The organism is Mesorhizobium sp. M4A.F.Ca.ET.090.04.2.1 (assembly GCF_003999085.1).
In the GTDB taxonomy this organism is placed as follows: domain Bacteria; phylum Pseudomonadota; class Alphaproteobacteria; order Rhizobiales; family Rhizobiaceae; genus Mesorhizobium.
Map to the genome: position 1 here is coordinate 1 of NZ_RZOT01000029.1, position 20,685 is coordinate 20,685.

The 20,685-nt window shown below is 64.4% G+C and carries 25 protein-coding genes; 9 read left to right on the forward strand and 16 right to left on the reverse strand.

What is annotated here, in order from left to right; all coding sequences use genetic code 11:
- Positions 1 to 872: glycosyltransferase (locus EN781_RS03985; RefSeq protein ID WP_127399803.1), on the reverse strand; the 872-nt coding region annotated here is incomplete at its 3' end.
- Positions 873 to 880: 8 nt separating this feature from the next.
- The gene (locus EN781_RS03990; protein WP_126054925.1) at positions 881 to 1,444 is read right to left on the reverse strand and encodes a polysaccharide biosynthesis/export family protein; all 564 of its coding nucleotides are present in this window, start codon (positions 1,442 to 1,444) and stop codon (positions 881 to 883) included.
- Positions 1,445 to 1,704: 260 nt separating this feature from the next.
- Between EN781_RS03990 and EN781_RS03995 the strand changes: the two genes are divergently transcribed.
- A complete protein-coding gene (locus EN781_RS03995; RefSeq protein WP_126054924.1) occupies positions 1,705 to 3,879 on the forward strand; it encodes an exopolysaccharide transport family protein in 2,175 nt (724 codons plus the stop codon).
- 59 nt (positions 3,880 to 3,938) lie between these two features.
- On the opposite strand, the gene EN781_RS04000 is transcribed toward EN781_RS03995, so the two are convergent.
- Complete coding sequence (locus EN781_RS04000) at positions 3,939 to 5,165, reverse strand: GNAT family N-acetyltransferase (RefSeq protein ID WP_126054923.1); 1,227 nt, start codon at positions 5,163 to 5,165, stop codon at positions 3,939 to 3,941.
- Positions 5,166 to 5,255: 90 nt separating this feature from the next.
- Here EN781_RS04000 and EN781_RS04005 point away from each other — a divergent pair, with 90 nt between their 5' ends.
- On the forward strand, positions 5,256 to 6,314 hold the full coding sequence (locus EN781_RS04005; protein ID WP_126054922.1) for a polysaccharide deacetylase family protein: 1,059 nt from the start codon (positions 5,256 to 5,258) through the stop codon (positions 6,312 to 6,314).
- Between the two features lie 166 nt (positions 6,315 to 6,480).
- Here the strand turns inward: EN781_RS04005 and EN781_RS04010 are convergent, their stop codons facing one another.
- The 7 genes from EN781_RS04010 to EN781_RS04040 form a co-directional block, all read right to left on the reverse strand.
- Entirely contained in the window at positions 6,481 to 6,879 is a 399-nt protein-coding gene (locus EN781_RS04010; protein WP_126054921.1) for a DUF1801 domain-containing protein, read from the reverse strand.
- Between the two features lie 51 nt (positions 6,880 to 6,930).
- Complete coding sequence (locus EN781_RS04015; RefSeq protein ID WP_126054920.1) at positions 6,931 to 7,383, reverse strand: DUF1801 domain-containing protein; 453 nt, start codon at positions 7,381 to 7,383, stop codon at positions 6,931 to 6,933.
- The gene (locus tag EN781_RS04020; protein ID WP_126054919.1) at positions 7,384 to 7,605 is read right to left on the reverse strand and encodes a hypothetical protein; all 222 of its coding nucleotides are present in this window, start codon (positions 7,603 to 7,605) and stop codon (positions 7,384 to 7,386) included.
- Between the two features lie 32 nt (positions 7,606 to 7,637).
- Positions 7,638 to 8,030 carry a VOC family protein gene (locus EN781_RS04025; RefSeq protein ID WP_126054918.1) on the reverse strand — a complete coding sequence of 131 codons (393 nt, stop codon included), beginning with the start codon at positions 8,028 to 8,030 and terminating at the stop codon, positions 7,638 to 7,640.
- A gap of 63 nt (positions 8,031 to 8,093) precedes the next feature.
- Entirely contained in the window at positions 8,094 to 8,504 is a 411-nt protein-coding gene (locus tag EN781_RS04030; RefSeq protein ID WP_126054917.1) for an SRPBCC domain-containing protein, read from the reverse strand.
- Positions 8,501 to 8,824, reverse strand: a complete 324-nt coding sequence (locus EN781_RS04035; protein WP_126059087.1) for a metalloregulator ArsR/SmtB family transcription factor — start codon at positions 8,822 to 8,824, stop codon at positions 8,501 to 8,503. Before EN781_RS04035 ends, EN781_RS04030 begins: the two co-directional genes overlap by 4 nt.
- Before the next feature lie 110 nt (positions 8,825 to 8,934).
- A complete protein-coding gene (locus tag EN781_RS04040; RefSeq protein WP_126054916.1) occupies positions 8,935 to 9,150 on the reverse strand; it encodes a DUF2842 domain-containing protein in 216 nt (71 codons plus the stop codon).
- Between the two features lie 152 nt (positions 9,151 to 9,302).
- Between EN781_RS04040 and EN781_RS04045 the strand changes: the two genes are divergently transcribed.
- Positions 9,303 to 10,394 carry a COX15/CtaA family protein gene (locus tag EN781_RS04045; protein WP_126054915.1) on the forward strand — a complete coding sequence of 364 codons (1,092 nt, stop codon included), beginning with the start codon at positions 9,303 to 9,305 and terminating at the stop codon, positions 10,392 to 10,394.
- Positions 10,395 to 10,606: 212 nt separating this feature from the next.
- Here EN781_RS04045 and argC read toward each other — a convergent pair whose 3' ends face one another.
- On the reverse strand, positions 10,607 to 11,539 hold the full coding sequence (argC, locus tag EN781_RS04050; protein WP_126054914.1) for an N-acetyl-gamma-glutamyl-phosphate reductase: 933 nt from the start codon (positions 11,537 to 11,539) through the stop codon (positions 10,607 to 10,609).
- Positions 11,540 to 11,569: 30 nt separating this feature from the next.
- Positions 11,570 to 12,571 (reverse strand): agmatinase, encoded by a 1,002-nt coding sequence (gene speB, locus EN781_RS04055; RefSeq protein WP_126054913.1) that lies wholly within the window; start codon positions 12,569 to 12,571, stop codon positions 11,570 to 11,572.
- A 124-nt stretch (positions 12,572 to 12,695) separates the two neighbouring features.
- On the opposite strand from speB, the gene EN781_RS04060 reads away from it, so the two are divergent.
- Complete coding sequence (locus EN781_RS04060; RefSeq protein ID WP_126054912.1) at positions 12,696 to 13,913, forward strand: acyltransferase; 1,218 nt, start codon at positions 12,696 to 12,698, stop codon at positions 13,911 to 13,913.
- Between the two features lie 95 nt (positions 13,914 to 14,008).
- Positions 14,009 to 15,067, forward strand: coding sequence for a glycerophosphodiester phosphodiesterase family protein (locus EN781_RS04065; RefSeq protein ID WP_126054911.1), 1,059 nt, complete (start codon positions 14,009 to 14,011; stop codon positions 15,065 to 15,067).
- A 212-nt stretch (positions 15,068 to 15,279) separates the two neighbouring features.
- Here the strand turns inward: EN781_RS04065 and EN781_RS04070 are convergent, their stop codons facing one another.
- Positions 15,280 to 16,152, reverse strand: coding sequence for an aldo/keto reductase family oxidoreductase (locus EN781_RS04070; protein ID WP_126054910.1), 873 nt, complete (start codon positions 16,150 to 16,152; stop codon positions 15,280 to 15,282).
- A gap of 94 nt (positions 16,153 to 16,246) precedes the next feature.
- Between EN781_RS04070 and EN781_RS04075 the strand changes: the two genes are divergently transcribed.
- Positions 16,247 to 17,158, forward strand: a complete 912-nt coding sequence (locus tag EN781_RS04075) for a LysR family transcriptional regulator (RefSeq protein ID WP_126054909.1) — start codon at positions 16,247 to 16,249, stop codon at positions 17,156 to 17,158.
- A 60-nt stretch (positions 17,159 to 17,218) separates the two neighbouring features.
- On the opposite strand, the gene rpsI is transcribed toward EN781_RS04075, so the two are convergent.
- From rpsI to EN781_RS04090, 3 genes are all read right to left on the reverse strand, one after another.
- Positions 17,219 to 17,695 (reverse strand): 30S ribosomal protein S9, encoded by a 477-nt coding sequence (gene rpsI, locus EN781_RS04080; RefSeq protein ID WP_126054908.1) that lies wholly within the window; start codon positions 17,693 to 17,695, stop codon positions 17,219 to 17,221.
- The gene (gene rplM, locus EN781_RS04085; protein ID WP_126054907.1) at positions 17,695 to 18,159 is read right to left on the reverse strand and encodes a 50S ribosomal protein L13; all 465 of its coding nucleotides are present in this window, start codon (positions 18,157 to 18,159) and stop codon (positions 17,695 to 17,697) included. Before rplM ends, rpsI begins: the two co-directional genes overlap by 1 nt.
- A 227-nt stretch (positions 18,160 to 18,386) precedes the next feature.
- On the reverse strand, positions 18,387 to 18,851 hold the full coding sequence (locus tag EN781_RS04090) for a PaaI family thioesterase (RefSeq protein WP_126054906.1): 465 nt from the start codon (positions 18,849 to 18,851) through the stop codon (positions 18,387 to 18,389).
- Between the two features lie 184 nt (positions 18,852 to 19,035).
- Here EN781_RS04090 and EN781_RS04095 point away from each other — a divergent pair, with 184 nt between their 5' ends.
- The 3 genes from EN781_RS04095 to EN781_RS04105 form a co-directional block, all read left to right on the forward strand.
- Positions 19,036 to 19,857, forward strand: a complete 822-nt coding sequence (locus EN781_RS04095) for an enoyl-CoA hydratase (protein ID WP_126054905.1) — start codon at positions 19,036 to 19,038, stop codon at positions 19,855 to 19,857.
- Between the two features lie 25 nt (positions 19,858 to 19,882).
- A complete protein-coding gene (locus EN781_RS04100; RefSeq protein ID WP_126054904.1) occupies positions 19,883 to 20,305 on the forward strand; it encodes a VOC family protein in 423 nt (140 codons plus the stop codon).
- Positions 20,306 to 20,313: 8 nt separating this feature from the next.
- A partial coding sequence (locus tag EN781_RS04105) for an AAA family ATPase (RefSeq protein WP_145965442.1) occupies positions 20,314 to 20,685 on the forward strand: 372 nt, incomplete at its 3' end.

A 20,685-nucleotide genomic window follows, 5' to 3' on the forward strand; every position in this document is an offset into this window, starting at 1 on the left:
ATATAGGGCATGGCCTCGGCGCGCGAGGGCACGACAATCAGCTCCGCCAGCGCGAAGGCATCCCGGGCCGGCATGGGCGGCAGGAAGCGGACGTGGCCGTCGAGCCCAAGGCGCTTCACCTGCGCATGGTAGCGCGGCAGGTCGTCGCCGTCGCCGACCATCACCGCGCTAATCTGGCGGCCGAGTCTGTTGCCGGCCAGCGCCACCGCGTCGATGAAGATGTCCGGTCCCTTTAGGTCGCGCATCATGCCGATGTAGAGCAGGTCCGCCGCTTCGGGCAGGGTCGGCACCACGTCGAACTCTGTGGCGCGCAGACCATTGTAGACCAGCGTGTTGGGGATAGGCGGTTCGCCCACCTTCCTGCGCCAGGTGCGCCTTTCATAGTCGGAGACGAACAGCAGGCAGTCGGTGAACCGGGCCATGAATCGCTCGAGCGCGAAGAACAGCTTCCCGGTGGCCGTCGTCTCGTCATAATGGAGGGAGCCGCCGTGCGGCGAATAAAGGCGGGCTACGCGAGACCTTGATACCCGCAACAGTGAGCCGAACAGACGGGCATAGGCGCCACCCTTGGCGCCGTGCCCGTGCAGCACGTCCGGCCGCAATTCCTTGATGATTCTGTATGTGCGCCAAGCCGAGGCGAGGTCGCCCGGCCCGACATGGCGCTGCATCGGCGTGCGATGGATGCCGAGCGCCAGGCTGTCCTTCATACCCTCGAATAGATGCTCCTCGAAAGCGCCGCCGGTGGTCGAATCGCAAACGATGCCGACCGAGTGACCGGCGGCGAGCTGCGCCTCGGTCAGGTCGCGCACATGGCGGAAAATCCCGCCGACGGGTGAGCGAAAGCAATGGACGATCCGCAGGTTCGCCGCCACGTTGGTTTTCAGAACAGCCGTTCGCGCACGTAGACAGTGTCGCCGGGCAGCAACGGATCGGATGTGACCACCCGCCCGGTCATCACCTTGCCGTTGATGTCGCGGGTGATGTCGACGCTCTCCTGGTTGGCGCGCGGCGAGAAGCCGCCGGCGATCGCGATGGCTTTTTGCACGGTGAGGCCCGGCACATAGGAATACTGGCCGGCCGCGCCAACTTCGCCCATCACGAAGATCGGCCGGTAGCGGTCGATCTCGACCGAAACATCGGGGTCGCGCAGATAGCCTTGCCGCAACTTGTCGGCGATTTCCTTCTCGAGCTGCTGGGCGGTGTGTCCGCGTGCCGGCACGGAGCCGACCAATGGGAAGGAGAGATAGCCGGACTGGTCGACGCTGTAGGTGTTGGTCAGGCCATCCTGCTCGAATACGGTGACCCGGACGCGATCTCCGGCACCCAGCCGATAAGGTTGGTCGAGCACCTCATGGAAGGCCGCTGGTGTCGGCCGATAGCTTGAGCAGCCGGCGAGCATTGATACGGCAAGCAGAGCACGAAAAAGGGAGGCAGTGCTTTTCATGACCGGTCACGAACCTTCATCGCTGGCCGCCAGATGTTGCGGCAAACCCCAGGGAACGGAATCCGTTATCCTCCTGTTAGGGTTAATGGCCGGTAAAGGTTTGCCGTCCCGGGCGGCGGCGGTTGCCAAAAAGCGTAGCTATTCTACTGTCTTTGCTGAATGTTCTTCAGTCGTCTCTAATGGCGCCCGCTCTTATCTTAACGGCTGAGTTACCATAGTTGTTTACGGTCCATCCTAGACTCAAGTTCGGAGCAGGATGCATGTCCGTTCAGTCCGCGGCCGCAGACGTCGATGTCGATCTCAGGCAACTCTTCGCCAGCCTGGCGAGGAACTGGTTGCGCATTCTTATCGTTGCGCTTGCCGTCACTGGTCTGGCTTTCGCGCTCGCCTGGCTTGCCACGCCGCAATACAAGGCCGAGACGAAACTGCTGATAGAAACCCGCGAATCGGTCTTCACCCGGCCTGACGGCACGAGCAACGACAGCGAAAAACCGATTCTCGATGAGCAGGGCGTCGCCAGCCAGGTCGAGGTCATTTCCTCGACGGACATCCTCAAGCAGGTGGCCGCCAAGCTCAACCTGTCGAAGCTGCCCGAATTCGACGAGGCGGCCAAGATGTCGGCGCTCAGCCGCCTGCTTGTCATCGTCGGGTTGAAAAGCGACCCCAACGAAATCGCGCCGGAAGAGCGCGTGCTGAAGAAGATGCGCGAGAAGCTCAACGTTTACAGCGTTGAAAAATCTCGCGTTATCGTCATCGAGTTCTCCTCGGAGGATCCCAGGCTCGCCGCCGACATCCCGAACGCCATCGCCAACACCTACATTTCCGTCCAGGGCAACGCCAAGCTGGAATCGAACGCCGCAGCCACCGACTGGCTTGCGCCCGAGATCGCCGACCTGTCGAAGCGGGTCAAGGATGCCGAGGCCAAGGTCGCCGACTTCCGCGCGCAGTCGGATCTCCTGATGGGCGGCAACAATGCGGTGCTGGCTACCCAGCAGCTTTCCGAACTGTCCACCGAACTGTCGCGGGTGCGCGCCAATCGCGCCGCCGCCGAGGCGACCGCCGACAGCGTGCGCAAGGCGCTGCAGTCAGGCGGCTCGCTGGATGCGGTTCCGGAAGTTCTGAATTCCGACCTGATCCAACGCCTGCGCGAGCGGCAGGTCGAGCTCAGGGCCAACATCGCCGACCTCTCCACCACCTTGCTCGACAATCATCCCCGCATCCGCGCCCTGAAATCACAGCTTGCCGATCTCGACGGCCAGATCCGTAACGAGGCGCAAAAGATCATGAAGGGTCTGGCGACGCAGGCGCAGACGGCGCAGGCGCGCGAGAACCAGCTCCTCGGCGACGTCAACACGCTGAAGGCCGCATCGGCCCGTGCCGGCGAGCAACAGGTCGAGCTCGACGCGCTGCAGCGCGACGCCAACGCCCAGCGCCAACTGCTTGAATCCTATATGACGCGCTACCGCGAGGCCTCCTCGCGCAGCGATCGCAACTACCTGCCGGTCGATGCGCGTATCTTCTCGCGCGCCGTGGTGCCGTCGGAGCCCTATTTCCCGAAGATCGTGCCGATTGTCGGCGCCGCGTTTGTCGCCTCGCTGCTGCTGATGGCGGTCGCGACGCTGCTTCGGGAGTTGTTTTCGGGCCGCGCCATGCGCCCGGCCACCGGTGCGCGATTTGGACGAATCGAGCAGGTGGAGATGCCGGTTGCCCGCGCCGAGCCCGCGCTTGTCGATGCCGGGCTGACCAGGCATCGCTCGACCGAACCGGAGGCAGGGCCGGAAGCAGTCGCCGCAGCAGACGCGACGGATGGAGACACCGGGCAGCAGGCCTCGACGCTGGGCGAGATTGATATCGAGAAGGCGGCGGAGAAACTGATCGCTTCTGGCACGGCGCGCGCCATATTCGTGTCGCCGGAAGGCGACGAGGCAGCCGCTTCCGCCGTGCTGGTAGCGCGCGAGGTCTCGGACGCCGGCCTGCGCGTGCTGCTGCTCGACCTCACCGCATCGGGTGCCGCCTCGCGGCCGATGCTGGACAGCGGGCTTTTCCCGGGGATCACCGACCTGCTCGCCTCGGAGGCGCAGTTCAGCGACGTCATCCACGCCGACCTCTACTCGGACTGCCACGTCATCCCGGTCGGCACCGCCGATCCGGCCCGCGCCATGCGCGCCGCCGATCGGCTGCCGATCATCATGCAGTCGCTGACCACCGCCTATGATCTTGTCGTGGTCGAATGCGGCCCGGCCGACGCGCAGGGCATCGGCCGGCTGGTGGGCGAGGGCACCGAGGTCTTCCTGTCGATGCTGGAAGCCGACGACGAGGTGACGCAGGCCGCAGTCAAACTGATCGAGAACGGCTACCCCGAGCTCACGCTGGTGACGCCGCTCGGCCACGAGGCCCCGGGGACGCCGGTGCCAGGACGCCGCACGGCGGCGTGAGACCGCGATTCTCTGGCCGCTTGCCGGGGCATCGTTCGAATGGTCTCAGCGGTCAGTGATTAGTTGTCGTCCTCGGCGGCAGGCGCCGCCTGTCCGGCGGCCTTGCGGCGTAGCATCTTGGTCAGCTTCCAGATGAGCGGGCTGTTCTTGATGATGGCCTTTGTCCGCGCGCCTTGCCGGAGCGCCAGCGCCAGCGCGCGGCCTTTCAGCGTCAGCGGCACCAGCACCTCGAAATGCTGGGTCTCAATATCGCACCATAGCCGCTTGTAGGGTTCGTCGCCGACCGAGAAGTCATAGACGCCGAATCCGGCCTGGCAGGCTTCCTGGATGTTGTCGAAGAACAGGAAATCGCCGGGGCTCGTGAAGGCGAGATCGTCCTCGGCGATCGCGCCGAACTCGCAGATCAGGCGCTTGCCCGAGAGGCTCGATCCGGTGACGGCGCGCAGCTTGCCGGCGACTTCCAGGCCATGCAACACAAACGACGGTTTTCCCTCTGCCAGCGCTTCGGTGAACAGGGTGCGGAAGAAGGCGCGGACCTCCGGCTCGCCGAACACATTGGCGATGCCCATCTTGCGGAAGCGCACCTCCTTCATGTCGAGGAAGGCATCGAGCAGCCTGTCCACCTCCGCGCGCGTGCGCGCCTCGATACGGCGGAAGGCGCCGACCGCCTCGAATTTGCGCGTCTGCGAACGGTGCTTCTTGCGCTTGCGCTTGCCGCTGGCGCGCGCCAGCAGCGCGTCGAAGCCGCCGTCGAGATCGACGCCGAGCGACAGATTCGGGCTCGGAAAATGGGGCAGGGCGGCGAGCGGATTGCCGACGCCGTCGAGGTCGGGCAGCAGCCGCTCCAGCGAGATCAGGTCGATGTCGGGTCGCGCCCGGGCGATGGTCTTCAGCATCGAACGGACCGCCGCGGCGTCGGCGCTTGGCAGCCGGCCCGGCGCAGCGGCGGCGAAATTGCCGTTGGCATGGCGGCCACCCATGAAGCGGGCGATGCGGAATGGTCCACGGCTGACGACTTCAAGGGCCAGAGAAAGCACCTGCTCGTTTTCGACGCTGAGTGCCGCAACGACAATGTCGGGCTGAACCGCCCGAGCCCAGTTGCTTACCCAAACGGCACTTTGCGCCGGCGCGAACAGCGCCGAAGCGCAGAATCGCGCGTAAGTTGCAAGTGCCGCGCCGTCGCCGATGGTCACCGACAGGCCGGCGTGACCGACCGGCATGGTGCGTGGCGGTGTCTCGCGCGCGGCCAGCCGATTGCCGTCAAATGACGCGGTGGCGTCAACCATACCTCAATCCTTAAGGCGTATTCGTCTCAACCTGGGGGTACGCATGGGCACGTCGCATGCTGGATGAGCCTAGGCGCAAAAGGTGAAGGAATGATCGACGGGGGTGAAGCAATCCGGAAACTGGCGCTGAACGTTGCCCGCTACACCGGCCTTGCCCCGCTGGCAAAGCCGTTTGTCGGCGGCATCGGCGCCATCCTCATGCTGCACCGGGTCACCGCGACGCCGGAGAAGCCGAACGGCGTCAACCGTCACCTGAACATCGCGCCCGGCTTCCTCGACGCCCTCATCGCCGACATGAGGGCCGAAGGCTACGCTTTCGTTTCGCTGGACGAGGCGATCGAACGTATCAAGCACGGCGGCAAGGGCGGTCAGTTCGCCACCATCACCGCTGACGACGCCTATCGCGACAACATGACTGAGGCGCTGCCGGTGTTGGAAAAGCACGGCGCCCCGATCGCCATCTATGTCGCGCCCGGTCTGATCGACGGCGCCTCCGATCTTTGGTGGGACGTGATCGAGGATATCGTCAACGCCCGCGATCGGCTGACGCTGACGATGCCGGACGGCTCCGTGACGATCGATTGCTCGACGCGGGGGAAAAAACTCCAAGCCAATGCGCGCCTGCATAGCTGGCTGACCGCGGAGGTGCGCGAGGAGGACCAGCGCGCGACGCTGCGCGAATTCGCGCGCGCTAACGGCATCGATCTGGAGACAAGGCGCCCGAGCACGCTGATGAGCTGGGACGAGATCCGCGCCATGGCAGGACACAGGCTGGTGACGATCGGCGCCCACACCGTCAACCATCTCAACTTGAAGCGGCTTCCGGAAGCCGATGCCCGGCATGAGATCGGCGATGTCCGGCGCATATTGCTGGAAAAGCTCGGCCAGGAACCGCGCCATCTCGCCTATCCCTATGGCTATGCCAGCGCCGTCGGCCGCCGCGAAGTGGGCTTTGCCACCGACGCCGGCTATGTCTCGGCGGTGACGACGCGCCATGGCGTGTTGCGCGCCGAGCATGCCGGCTTCCTGCACGCCTTGCCGCGCATCTCCGTCAACGGACGCTACCAGAGCGTCGCCCATATTCGCACGATGCTGTCCGGGGTTACGACGCCGCTCGCCAATGCCGGCAAAATGGTGGTGACGATCTAGGTCTGTTGATATTCAGGTGAGGCCAGCCTGCAAACGGCGCTTTCCTGCGCTTCCGGTGCTCACGTACTTTAAGTACGCTCCGCTCCGGTTCTTGGAAATCACCGTTTTCGACTCGGCCTGACCTGCATCTCAACAGACCTTGGCCGCCGCCGGTCGATCCCGCGGATTATTTCCTGGCCTTGGACTTGTTCAGGCTCACAGCCGCGCGAACCAGCGCCTTCAGAGCCTCCGCGTTTATCGCATCGCCCTCGTGGAAGTCGATGGCGCGCCTGGTGTTGCCCTCCAGGCTGGAGTTGAAGAGACTGGAGGGGTCTTCCAGGGCAGCCCCCTTGGCGAAGGTCAGCTTGACGACGGCCTTGTAGGTCTCGCCCGTGCAGATCATGCCGGCGTCCTCCCACACCGGAACGCCCCGCCATTTCCACTCCTCCACGACGTCGGGATCGGCGTCCCTGATCAGAGCGCGGAGCCGGCTGAGCATCTGACCCCTCCAGTCGCCTAACTCCTCGATCCTGGCGTCTATCAGCTGCGAAGGAGACTTGCTTTCCGGCGATGCGCTATTCTTCATGGCTGGCGGTCACTTCCTTCGTGTTGTTTGCCCCTCGTGTCCATCGGCTGGTCACATCTTTTCGCCCGGCAACCGGCTGGCCTGCCTCACCCAGTCGGCGACCTGGGCTTCGTCGACTGGATCGTCCTCGCGGATGTCGAGGTAGCGCGTTTCCTTGGTCCTGGACTCGCCTGGGGGCAGCGGGCTGAGCGATGTTCCGCGGAAGAAGGCCACCTTGACGTAGTTGGTGAAGCAATGAATGCCGAGGAACCAGCCCTGGCCCTCGACCCCGTAGAGCGGCGAGTTCCATTTCACCGCCTTTTCGACGCTGGGGAGGCTACGCTCGATCAGCGCGTCGAGGCGGCGGCCGACATCGCGCTTCCAGCCCGGCATGGCGGCGATGTAGGCCTGCACCGGGGCGTCGCCATAGCCCTTGGCGATCTGCGGGTTGCCGCCTGAGAGCAGGACCGGCTCCGCGCCGGGCCGCTGGGCGGTGAGCTTCGATCGTTGGCGCGCCTTGGCCATCTATCCGCCCGCGCGCTGCTCGTCGCGTGACCTAGCGAGATAAGGCAGCACGAACATGTACAGGCCGGAAAACAGCAGCAGGAAGAGCGGCAGGAGTGGCGAGTAGACCACCCAAGCCGGAGGCTCCCCCAATGCCATGGCGACGAAGTTGGCGATGACGGTCACCGTAAAGGCGATCGACAGCCAACGATGAATTTGCCGAATCCATTGGCTAAGGCTCAATGCGACCTCCTCTGAAAAAGCCAACGGGAACCCTACCAGCGGGCCAATTGAGTAATCTGGACGAGATTGCCGCAGCTGTCGTTCACCTGCGCGATGGTCGAGCCGGTGACTTCGGTCGGCGCCATGGCGAAGGCGCCGCCACGTTCCTTGATGCGCTCGTGGTCGCCCTTGATGTCGTCCGTGAAGAGCATGACGGCGGGCTGGCCCTGCTTGAACATCGCCTGTTGGTAAGACTTGGCCGCGGGATTGTCGTTCAGCGCCAGCTGCAGTTCGGTCCCCTCGGGCTCGTCGGACGAGGCCACCGTCAGCCAGCGAAACGGTCCATTGCTGAAATCGGCCTTCTTGGTGAAGCCGAGAACGTCGGTGTAGAAGGCCAGGGCCCTTTCCTGGTCGTCCACATACACTTTCGCCAGCTTGATCTTCATTCTGCTTCTTCCTCTGGTTCTCGCGTTCGGGGATCACGGCGCCGCGAAGCGCGCCGGCTGGCCTCAGTCCATCCGCGCCAGCACCTGCTCCAGGGCTGCAAGGAACCTCGGCCAGCCGACGGTTGCGCCGCGGAAGTATGGTTCCTGATCGGACCGGAAGCCCGTCTGCTCCATGCGCAAATGGGTTCCCGTGCCCGTGGGGGTGAGCGTCCAGGTGACCACGCTCTCGAGATCCTTGGTGTCCCAGCTGTAGGACAGCGTCCTGTTGGGCTCGACGGTCCGGACCTGGCAATCGACGCCGCCCCAGTCCGCGCTGAGATTGAAGCGGTGGGCCACGATCGGCCTGAAATTGTTCTTCATCAACCACTCCTCGATCAGATGCGGTTGCGTCAGCGCGCGCCAGATCTTTTCCGGCGGATAAGGTATCTCCCGCTCGACGACTATGGAGCGTGTTTCGGTAGCGGCATCGTTCATTGATCTATCCTTTTGAGCAGATCCTCGAGGTCGTCGAACCGGCTTTCCCAAAAGCCTGCCATCTGCCGTGTCCAGTCCATCAGCGGCGACAACGCGCCGATCTGCGCGCTGTAGTGGGTCTGCCGTCCCTCATGGCGGTCGCGCACCAGGCCGGCCTGCCGCAGGACACCGAGATGCTTCGACACGGCCGGCTGCGAAACCCCGGACTGGGCCGTAAGGGCGCCTACGGTCTGCTCTCCCTTCTGGCACAGTCGTTCGAAGATGGCGCGCCGGGTCGGATCGGCAAGTGTTCTGAACAGCAGGTCGTGTGCGTTCGTCATGGGATCGATAACCTGAGGGCTATTGATCGAAACGTATAACCATTGAGATATGTGTTCGTCAAGCGGGAAGGAAATCACGTTCCCGTTTGCGCCTTCGCAGACGCCGCGCTTCAGCCCTTGGGCCGCGGTTCGATGATCAGCCACTTGATGATGCCCATCGCAGGCAGCACCCACAGCAGGCCGCTCAACAGGAAGAACAGCAGATGCACCAGCGGGCTCGATTCCGACAGTTGGGCAACCGCCACGATCGACGCCACCAGCGCGTAGATGACGACCAGCGCCACCAGCAGCACGGTTCCGATCAGCTTTTTCAGGCGAATGGGCATGTCGCGATCTCTCTGACCGCTACCGCTTAGGCCGATCGGCGGGTGCGCGCAACCCGTCATCGGCGGCGCGACGGCGTGCCGCGCTGCCCGGTCTTGCCACCGGGGCTGCCTTGGTCCACCAATCCCGCGACCTCAATTGCCGGAACACAACGATGGCTGCCATCACTGCTGCCGCACCCTATGCCGCCCGCGATCGCGACCTGCGCAACCGGGCGCAACTGCGCGGTTGGCTGTATTTCGTGCTTCTCGTGCTGTTCGCCCTGGTGCTGGTCGGCGGCGCCACCAGGCTTACCGAATCCGGCCTGTCGATCACCGAATGGCAGCCGATCCATGGTGTCATCCCGCCACTCAACGATGCCGAGTGGCAGGAGGAATTCCAGCGCTACCAGCAGATCCCGCAATATGCCGAGCTCAACAAAGGGATGAGCATCGACGCGTTCAAGTCGATCTTCTGGTGGGAGTGGGTGCACCGCATTCTGGCGCGCAGCGTCGGCGTCGTCTTTGCCCTGCCGCTGCTGTTCTTCTGGGCGACGCGCCGTATCGAGCGCGGCCTGGGGCCGAAGCTCATCGGCATCCTGCTGCTCGGCGGCCTGCAGGGCGCCATCGGCTGGTGGATGGTCGCGTCCGGCCTTGTCGACCGCGTCTCGGTCAGCCAGTACCGGCTGGCCACGCATCTGACGCTGGCGGCGCTGATCTTCACCGCCACGATGGTGGTCGCGCGTGGGCTGGCGCCGCATTCCGAGCTCGCCGCCGACCGCTCGACGCAGCGGCTTGCCGGCGTCATCGTGCTTCTGGCGCTGGTGCAGATCTATCTCGGCGGGTTGGTCGCCGGGCTCGACGCCGGCTTGAGCTACAACACCTGGCCGCTGATGGACGGCAGGCTGGTTCCAGGCGATCTGCTCCTGCTCGAGCCTGCCTGGCGCAATTTCTTCGAGAACCCGAAGACGGTGCAGTTCGTCCACCGCATCGGCGCCTACACGGTCTTCGCGGTGGCGCTCTGGCACATGATCGCAACCCGCCGGCGTCTGCCGGGAACGACCCATGCGCGTCGCGCGACGCTGCTGTTCCTTATCGTCCTGGTGCAGGCGTCGATCGGCATCGGCACGCTGCTGATGCAGGTGCCGCTGCATATGGCGCTGACCCACCAGGGTTTCGCGCTCGTGCTGTTGGGCTTTGCCGCCGCGCACTGGCGCGGCACCAAGGGCGCCTATCCGCTACCGCATGAGGTCAAGCTCGCAAGCTGAGCCACGTCGCCTGAGGTGGTGGGTATCTTCACGTCCAGAAGGTGGTGGAGCTGCTTGCTGTCTGACTGTCGAATTCGGCCTGACGGGCAGAAGCGGCCGACTGCTGATGGCCGACCGCCTTTGTCAGCGGGCCTGAGCGGCCACGAGCTTCGCCTTCATCGTGGCGGATCTCCTGCCGCAGCTTCGCCCGTCGGGAATTCCCGCCTGCCCGCTTACGGGGCGAGACCGAGCATCAGGTCCATGTTCTGCACGGCGGCACCCGACGCGCCCTTGCCGAGATTGTCATAGACGGCGACCAGAAGCGCCTGCGCCCGCTCGTCATTGGCGAACACATAGACCTTCATCTTGTTGGTGCCGTTGTAGATTTCCGGATCGACCTCGGCGATGCGCTCCAGATGCGTGTAGGGCGCGACCTCGACCACGCCGCCCTCGATCGAAGCGAAATGATCGGCGAGCGCGGCGTGCATTTCGGCGCCGGTCGGCACGCGGTCAAGCGAGCCGAGTTGCAGGGGCACCACAGTGATCATGCCTTGCGCGAAATTGCCGACCGCCGGTTGCATGATCGGGTCGTGCGAAAGCTTGGCGTAGGTCCTGAGCTCCGGCACGTGCTTGTGCTGCAGGGTCAGCCCGTAGGGCAGGAATTCGGGTGCGTCCTCGCCCTTGCCGACATAGTCCTCGATCATCGGCCGGCCGCCGCCGGAATAGCCGGAAATGCCGTTGACCGTGATCGGGAAATCGGCGGGCAGCAATCCGGCCGACACCAGCGGCCTGAGCGTCGCGATCGGCCCTTGCGGCCAGCAGCCGGGATTGGCGACGCGCTTCGCTGCTGCGATCTTCCTCGCCTGGTCCTTGTCCATTTCGGCAAAGCCATATTCCCAGCCCGCCGCGACGCGGTGCGCTGTCGAGGCGTCGATCACCCTGGTGGTGTCGTTCTCGATCAACGAGACGCTTTCCTTGGCAGCGGCGTCCGGCAGGCAGAGGATCGCGACGTCGGCGGCGTTGAGAAACTCGGCTCTCGCCGCCGTTTCCTTGCGGCGCTCGGTGGGGATGGAGATGATCTCAAGGTCGCCCCGCTCCGCCAGCAGCGCTCTGATCTGCAGCCCGGTCGTGCCGTGTTCGCCGTCGATGAAGATTTTTGGTTTCATTGCCTTTGAAAATTCCCTGCGATTTCAGTGCTATATGCCCTGAGCATGATTGACTGCAACAGTATTGCCGTTGTTCAGCTCCTCGAGCCGGGCTTTTCGTTCTGCCACCAGGCCCAGATAGTGCATCGCCACCATGGAGCCCGCGATCGCCGTTATATCGGCATGATCGTAAGCGGGCGCAACCTCGACCACGTCGGCGCCGACAATGTCGACCTGGCCGAGCTGGCGCAGCGTCGACAGGATCTTCGCCGAGGATGGGCCACCGGCGACCGGCGTGCCGGTGCCCGGCGCGAAGGCCGGGTCCAGGCAGTCGATGTCGAAGGTGAGGTAGGTCTTCCTGCCGCCGGTGCGGTCTACGATGGCATAGGCGATGTCGGACGCCCGCATCTCCTCGACCTCATGACCGTAGAGGATCTTGATGCCGAACGTATCGGGGGCGTGCGTGCGGATACCGATCTGGATCGAACGGTCGGGATCGATGATGCCTTCTTTCACCGCGCGTCCGACGAAAGAGCCGTGGTCGATGCGTTTGCCGTCGTCCGGCCAGGTGTCCTGATGGGCGTCGAACTGCACCATCGCCAGCGGTCCGTGGATGGCGGCATGCGCCTTGAGCAGCGGCCAGGTGACGAAATGGTCGCCGCCGAGCGACAACAGGAAGGCGCCTGATTTCAGGATCCTGGCCGCCTCGCGCTCGATCGTGCCGGGCGTCTTCTGATGGTTGCCGCTGTCGAGCAGGCAGTCGCCGTAGTCGACGACGGCGAGGTGCTCGAACAGGTCGCGCGAGAACGGGTACTGCGGGTCGTTGTCGAGGATCGCCGAGGCGCGGCGGATCGCCTGTGGCCCGAAGCGTGCGCCCGGCCGGTTGGTGACGGCGGCGTCGAAGGGAATGCCCCACACCACGGCGTCCGCGCCCTTCACGTCCTTCGTGTATTTGCGCCGCATGAAAGACAGCGCGCCGGCATAGGTCGGCTCGAGGGACGCGCCCGTCTTGGAGCGGGCGGTGAAGGCATGGTCGATGTTCTGGTTCGCCATTACGGATCCTCGGTTTTCATCGGGCTGCCACAACTACAGAACCGGCACGCAACATGCCAGTCACAGAGTGGGGAAACGGAAATGGCGTTCGGCGAGTGCCACGACAACACAGGATTGTATCATCATGACGCAGACCGCCTTTCTCAACCCCGCGCACATGCCCGCGGCGACCCGGACCGGCACCGTGGCGGGCGAGCGTTTCCTGGTGCTGGATTCCTGGCGCGGCATCTGCGCGTTGCTCGTGGCATTGTTCCATTTCCCGACCGACTCGCTGATCTCGCAGAGCGCCTTTGTCGGCGGGTCCTATCTGTTCGTGGATTTCTTCTTCGTGCTCTCCGGCTTCGTCATCGCCAGCTCCTATGGCAGCCGGCTCAGCGAGCCGGTCGAGCTTGCCCGCTTCGTGCCCGTCCGCTTCGGCCGCATCTATCCGCTGCATCTGCTGATGCTGGCAGCCTTCTCCGCCTTCGAGGAACTGCGGCTCATTTTGCCGCAGTTGCGCGGCACGGGTGCCGAGCCCTTCACCGGGGGCTTCGACCTCAACAGCCTCGCCACCAATCTCTTCCTGCTGCAAGGCATGGGTGTCGAGGATCATCTGAGCTGGAACGCCCCGAGCTGGAGCATCTCGGCCGAATTCTTCGCCTATCTGCTGTTTGCCGCCATTGTCTTCACGACGGGCCGGCGCAGCTGGATCTGGCTTGTGGCCGCCGCCGTCACCGCGCCGCTTTTCCTGCTTGCCTTCTCTCACAGGCATATGGACGTGTCCTTCGACTTTGGCTTCATCCGCTGCCTCTACGGCTTCTCGCTCGGCGCGCTCCTGGCATGGTTTCAGCACGATTCCATTGCAGAGGCGCGACAGGCGCTTGCCGGCGACGCCAGGGCGCGGCTCGCCTGGACGGCGGCCGAGATGGCGATGATCGCGGTGATCGGTGTTTTCGTCGCGCTGGCCGGCGACAACGATGCCGGCATCGCCGCTCCCTTGGTGTTTGCGCTGGCGCTCTACCTCTTTGCGCATGAGGGAGGCTGGATCAGCGCCTTCCTGCGCACCCGGCCGATGCTGATGCTGGGCGCGCTCTCCTATTCCATCTACATGGTCCACATCTTCGTGCAGGCGCGCATGATCAATGTCGGCGGGCTGGTGGAGCGCAAGTTCGGGCTCCACCTGCTCGGCGACATCGTGCTGCGCGGCGACCACGCAACCGGCTTCGGCGCCGACCTGCCGGGGGTGGGCCTCGCCGCGATCCTTGCGATGCTTGTCGCCACCATCGCCGTGTCCTGGTGCACCTGGCGCTTCGTCGAAATGCCGGCCCTGGCCTGGTTCCGGCGGCTCGCCAAGCGGATCTGAGAAGCCAATCCGTTCAAGCCCATAGCCGGCTTCGTTCACCGGCTTGTCATGCGCATCGCCTAACCGGGGTTCCATCCGGAACGGAGCGATTCTTGATGCGTACCATCTGGCAAGGCCTTCTGCTTTCCGCGGCGCTTGCGGTCTCGATCGGCCATGCCTTGGCCGGCGAAACGCGCGCCAGGCAGATCCTCGACCGCTTCGAGCATGCCAACCAGTGGCGCGACCATGTGATGGTGGCGGCGCACCGCGCCGGCGGCATGCAGGCCGGCAAGACGCTCTATCCGGAAAACTCGCTTGCCGCTGTCGAAGCCTCGATCGCGCTCGGCGCCGAGATCGTCGAGGTCGACATCCGCCGCTCGAAGGACGGCGAGTTCGTCGTCATGCATGACAGCTGGCTCGACCGCACCACCAACTGCAAGGGCGAGGTGGTCGGCTACACGGTCGCCGAGCTGAAGGAATGCCGGCTGGTCCTCGAAGGCACTGGCGCTGTCACCAGTGAGCCGGTTTCGACGCTGCGCGAGATGCTCCTGGCGACCAGGGACCGGATCCTGATCAATCTGGACAACAAGCTCGACGTTCGGGCCTTGCCCGGCATGATCGCGGTTGCCCGCGATCTCGGCATGGCCGATCAGGTCATCGTCAAGGAGAACCTCTGGAACCAGCAGCGGATCGACACAGTCAAGGCGGCGATCGACGCCATCGGCGGCGGCTTCCAGTTCATGCCGATCATCGCCGATGACGCCGTGCGTGACGCCGCTTTCGCCGAGAAGGTCCGCCGGGTCTTTTCTCCGGGTGCGATCGAACTGATCAATTGGCGGGCTGGCGGCGAGACGTTGACCGAGACGGGCGGACCGCTGTTCAGCAATCGCATGCGGGCTTCTGCCGTGCGCGGCGGCTGGCACATCTGGGCCGACACCTACGCCATCGTCAATAAGCCTGGCGGCTACCTCTCCGGCGGCCGCGGCGACGAGTTGGCTGTCGCTGCCAGCCTGCCGCGCGAGACCTGGGGGTTCTGGGCCGAGCGCGGCGCCAGCATCATCCAGACCGATGAGCCTAAGGCGGCGATAGAATGGCTCGCAGCGAACGGTTTTCGCGTGCCTTATGCAGATCAGCCTCGGCCGGCCGAGCCGGCGCACACGGCGAGCATCAATTAGGCGCCGGCGCCGACGCAGCTGATCTCCCCCCTTGTGGGGGAGATGCCCGGCAGGGCAGAGGGGGGCGCTGTCCCGCCAGCCTATCCAGCAGCTGGGTCCAATCGCGGCCGCATTTCAGGTGTTTGTTGATCGCAGGCCTTTGAGGATGGTGTTCCTTCGCGCCCCCCTCTGGCCTGCCGACCATCTCCCCCACGAGGGGGGAGATTAGCCAATCACGCCGCTTTCGCCACGCCATCCAGTTCCTGCAGGACGTCCGCCGACAGTTCCAGCTCCGCCGCCGCGAGGTTTTCCCGCAGATGCGCAACTGACGACGTGCCGGGGATCAGAAGCACATTGGGCGAGCGCTGCAGCAGCCACGCCAGCGCTACCTGCATCGGCGTAGCGCCGAGCCGATCCGCCACCCCCGACAGGGTCGAGGATTGCAGCGGGTTGAAGCCGCCGAGCGGGAAGAACGGCACATAGGCAATGCCGGCGCGCGCCAGTTCGTCGATCAGCGCGTCGTCGTCGCGATGCGCCAGATTGTACTGGTTCTGCACGCAGGCGATGTCGCAGATTTTTCGACCCTCCGCAATTTGGGTGCGGGTGACGTTGCTCAAGCCGATATGGCGCACCAGGCCTTTGCGCTGCAGTTCGGCAAGCTTGGTGACCTGCGCCTCGATGGAGCCTTCCGCCGGACCATGCACCCCGAACATGATGCGCAGATTGACGACGTCCATCACCTCGAGGCCAAGATTGCGAAGGTTGTCGTGCACGGCCTGCTCGAGCTCATCGGCCGTGAACGCCGGCAGCCAGGAGCCGTCTTCGCCACGACGGGCGCCGATCTTGGTGACGATGGTGAGGTCGTCGGGGTAAGGCGATAGCGCCTCGCGGATCAGCCTGTTGGTGACGTAAGGGCCGTAGAAGTCGCTGGTGTCGATATGGTTCACACCTTGCGCCACCGCTTCGCGCAGCACGGCGATGGCCGCGTCATGGTCTTTCGGCGGGCCGAACACGCCTTTGCCCGCGAGCTGCATGGCGCCGTAGCCGAGGCGACGGACCAGGCGGTCGCCGAGTGTGAAGGTGTCGGATTTGTCGATGCTGGACATGCTGTTTCTCCTTGCTGTCGACGAGGCAGATAGGCGCTGTCGGCTGTTTCGATAATCGCTTATAATCTGGACAGGTTGTACGGGACGACGAACAATGACGGCGGATCTCAATGATCTCCAGGCGTTTATGGCGGTGGCGCGCGCCGGCGGTTTTCGCGAAGGAGCCCGCGCGACGGCGGGCAGCGCCTCCGCGCTCAGCGAAGCCATCCGCCGTCTGGAAACCCAGCTCGGTGTCAGGCTCTTCAACCGCACCACGCGCAGCGTTGCTTTGACCGAGGCTGGTGCCAGCCTGCTGGCGCGACTCGGCCCCGCATTGGGCGAGGTAGAAGCAGCGCTCGATGTGGTGAACGGCTTTCGCGACCGGCCCGCCGGAACCTTGCGTCTCAACGTGCCGATAAGCGCCTCGCGGCTGGTGCTGCCCAAAATCGTTCCGGGATTTCTCGCGGCCTATCCCGCCATTCGCCTGGAGGTGATCGCCGAAGAGAACTTCATCGATCTGCTGGTGGCCGGCTGCGACGCCGGAATCCGCTATGACGAGCGGCTGGAGCAGGACATGATCGCGGTGCCGATCGGGCCCCGCGTGCAGCGCTTCACGACCTCCGCTGCGCCGTCCTACCTTGACCGGCACGGCCGGCCGCAGCACCCGCGCGACCTGCTTGGCCATGCCTGTGTGCGCGGCCGCTTCCCGAGCGGGGTCATGACGCCCTGGGAGTTCGAGCGCGACGGCGAGGTAGTGCGCGTCGATCCCACGGGGCCATTGGTCGTTAGCATCGGTGGAGGCGTCGATCTCGCTGTCGATGCGGCGATCGCTGGTGTCGGCATTCTCTGGCTGTTCGAGGACTGGGTGCGCCCGCATTTCGAGAGCGGCGCGCTGGAGCCTGTGTTGGAGCCGTGGTGGCAGAGCTTTCCGGGGCCGTTTCTCTATTATCCCGGGCGCCGCCTGGTACCGGCGCCGCTGCGGGCCTTCATCGACTACATCAAGACACCGGCCGGCCGCGGCCCCTGAGCATCCCAAAAACAAAAGGCCGCCCGAAGGCGGCCTTTCGAAAGCTTGAAACCGGAGCGCTTAGCGCTTCGAGAACTGGAAGGAGCGGCGGGCCTTCGCCTTGCCGTACTTCTTGCGCTCGACGACGCGGCTGTCGCGAGTCAGGAAGCCGCCCTTCTTGAGCACGGCGCGCAGCGCCGGCTCGTAGTAGGTCAGCGCCTTGGAGATGCCGTGACGAACGGCACCGGCCTGGCCGGACAGGCCGCCGCCGATGACGGTGGCGACGATGTCGTACTGGCCAGCCCGGTTGGCGGCGATGATCGGCTGGTTGAGGATCATCTGCAGCACCGGACGCGCGAAGTAGCTCGCGAATTCCTTGTCGTTGACGACGATCTTGCCGGAGCCCGGCTTCACCCAGACACGCGCGATGGCGTTCTTGCGCTTGCCGGTGGCATAGGCGCGGCCCGACTTGTCGAGCTTCTGGACGTGGACGGGAGCGGCCGGCTGCGCGACGGCAGCGGCGGTCCCGAGTTCTGCGAGCGAGGAAAGCTCAGCCATTACGAAGCCCTCTTGTTCTTGGAGTTCAGCTTGGCCACGTCGAGCGTGACGGGCTGCTGGGCGACATGCGGATGTTCAGCGCCTGCATAGACGCGGAGATTCTTCATCTGGCGACGGCCAAGCGGGCCGCGCGGGATCATGCGCTCGACGGCCTTCTCGACGACGCGCTCGGGGAAACGGCCCTCGAGCAGCTGGCGCGCGGTGCGCTCCTTGATGCCGCCGGGATGGCCGGTGTGCCAGTAGTAGACCTTGTCGGTGTACTTCTTGCCGGTGAACACCACCTTGTCGGCATTGATGACGATGACGTTGTCGCCGTCGTCGACATGCGGGGTGAAGGTGGGCTTGTGCTTGCCGCGCAGATGGTTGGCGATGACAGTGGCGAGGCGGCCGACGACGAGACCTTCGGCGTCGATCAGCACCCACTTCTTCACCACATCCGCAGGCTTCTGCGAAAAGGTAGCCATGGTTCTTGCTCTCGGTTGGACCCTCCCTACCCGCGAACGACAGGGAAAGGCGTTTCTTGTTGCTTGGATTGGCTGGGGTGTTCGCCCGTGGCCAATAACAAAACGGCGGCCGTTGCGGGCCGCTGCTTCACGAGGGCTTATAGGCGAGGGCAATCAGCGCGTCAAGGCGACCGAAATCTCTGTTTGTGTGGAAAACATAGCAAAAACAACGAATTGAGCAAAAGGTATTATTTTACCACATCATTCGGACGTTTCGGTGGGATCGAATAGGTGCCTGTGGCATGCGCTACCGTGTGTCCGTCCGGCCCGGCGACGATGTCGATGTCGAACACCATCAGGCTTTTTCCCAGCTTCAGGATGCGGCAATGGCCGTCGATCGGACCGGCCTCGGCCTTGCGCACGAAGTTGATGTTGAGGTTGGTGGTGACTGACAGCGCATCCGGCCCGGCATGCGAGAGCACGCAGACATAGCCCCCAATATCGGCCAGCGTGAACAGCGAAGGGCCGGAAACCGTGCCGCCGGGCCGCAGATGCCGCGCATCGGCATTGAGCCGCACGGTGCAGCCGCCGGGAAACACCTCCAGCGCCTGATAGAAGGAAAACTGGTCGTTGACCTGCGGATAGACGCTTTCCATCAACCGATTGACGTCAGCCGCGGTCAACACCGGCTTCAGATTGCTTTGAGCGGGCATCGGCGATTTCCTATGTGCGGGACGGGCAGGGCACCCAAGGCGAGGGCGCCTGGACCAAATGTTGCGGCCGAGAAAACACGGCTAGCGGCTTTTCTTCAATCGGCAGCGTGCTAGTTCTTTTGTTCCATGGTCTGTGAAGTTCGCCACAGCAGGGCGAAAAGGATTGGGCGGAGAGGTTTGGAACATGGCTGAAGTCGTTGCCATCAAGCCGGCAATCGCCGAGGGGCCTGTTGTCGCCAGCCTGGACAAAGGCATTCTTCGCCTGACGCTCGCCAGCCCGCCGGCCAATGCCTTGTCGCTGGCGGTGATGGCGGCGCTGATGGCCGAGTTCGATCGCGCGAAATCCGACAGATCCGTCCGCGTCATTATCCTCGCGGCGTCCGGTAAGGTGTTCTGCGCCGGCCACGATCTCAAGGAACTGAGCGCCCATCGCAGCGATGCCGATCGCGGCCGGGGTTTCTTCGAAGAGACCTTTGCCGCTTGCGCCGAGTTGATGCAGGCGATCGTGCGCCACCCCAGGCCCGTCATCGCCGAGGTCGACGGCCTCGCCACCGCCGCCGGGCTGCAATTGGTCGCGAGCTGCGATCTTGCGATTGCCTCGCACGAGGCGACGTTCTGCACGCCGGGCGTCAACATCGGCCTGTTCTGCTCGACGCCGATGGTGGCGCTGTCGCGCAATGTCTCGCGCAAGCAGGCCATGGAAATGCTGTTGACCGGTGAGACGATCGACGCGGCCACAGCCAGGGAATTCGGCCTCATCAACCGCATCGTGCCGCGCGAATACCTGAATCAGGTTGTCAGCAAATACGCGCAAACCATTGCTTCAAAATCATCTTTGGTGATCAAGACCGGCAAGGAGGCGTTCTACGCCCAGGCCGAGATGGCGCTGGCCGACGCTTATGCCTACACCGGCCGCGTGATGGTCGAGAACATGTTGGCGCGCGACGCCGAGGAAGGCATCGGCGCTTTCGTCGGCAAGCGCAAGCCGGAATGGAAGGACGAGTAGGGCGCCCGGAAACAGGAAGATCCGAATGGAACCGCGTATCTCCATCATCACCATCGCCACCGACGATCTCGATCGCGCGACGCGCTTCTATGAGGGCATGGGCCTGGCCCGCCATCAAGGGATCACAGAGGGCGTCGCCTTCTTCCAGATGGGTGGCGCCATCCTCGGCCTGTTCCCGCGCCAGAGCGCCGAGGAGGATTCCGGCATCAGCTTTGCAAAGGCGCCGTCGGCCGTCTACCTCGCCTACAACACCCGCTCCGACGCCGAAGTCGATGAAGTCCTTGCCATGGCCGAGAAAGCTGGCGGCAGGATCGTGAAACCGGCCGGCCGCGCCTTCTGGGGCGGCTGGTATGGCTATTTCGCCGATGCCGACGGCCATGTCTGGGAAGTCGCCCACAATCCGGCCTTTCCGATCGCGGAAGACGGCTCGATCTCGCTGCCAGGCTGACGCTGCCCGTGGCGCCTCGCAAGCAACTGACGCGGCTGAAGGCGCCCTACCTCAAGCGCATCCTGCTCGAGCCGGTGCGCGTCGAGGACTGGGAACAATATCCCTGGAACCTGCCGATCTTCGCCAGCCGCGCGTTCGAGTTCGAATTCACCACGCCGATCACCATTATCGTCGGCGAGAACGGCACCGGCAAATCGACGCTGCTCGAAGCCATCGGCGCGCTGGCCGGCTATGACGAGGCCGGCGGGGGCAAGGGTTACAGGCCGGTCGATCATTCGGCTGCCATCGACAAGAGCGGGACCGCACTGGCCAACGCCTTGCGCGGCCACTGGCTGCCGAAGGTCACGGCCGGCTGGTTCTTCCGGGCCGAGTCCTTCTAC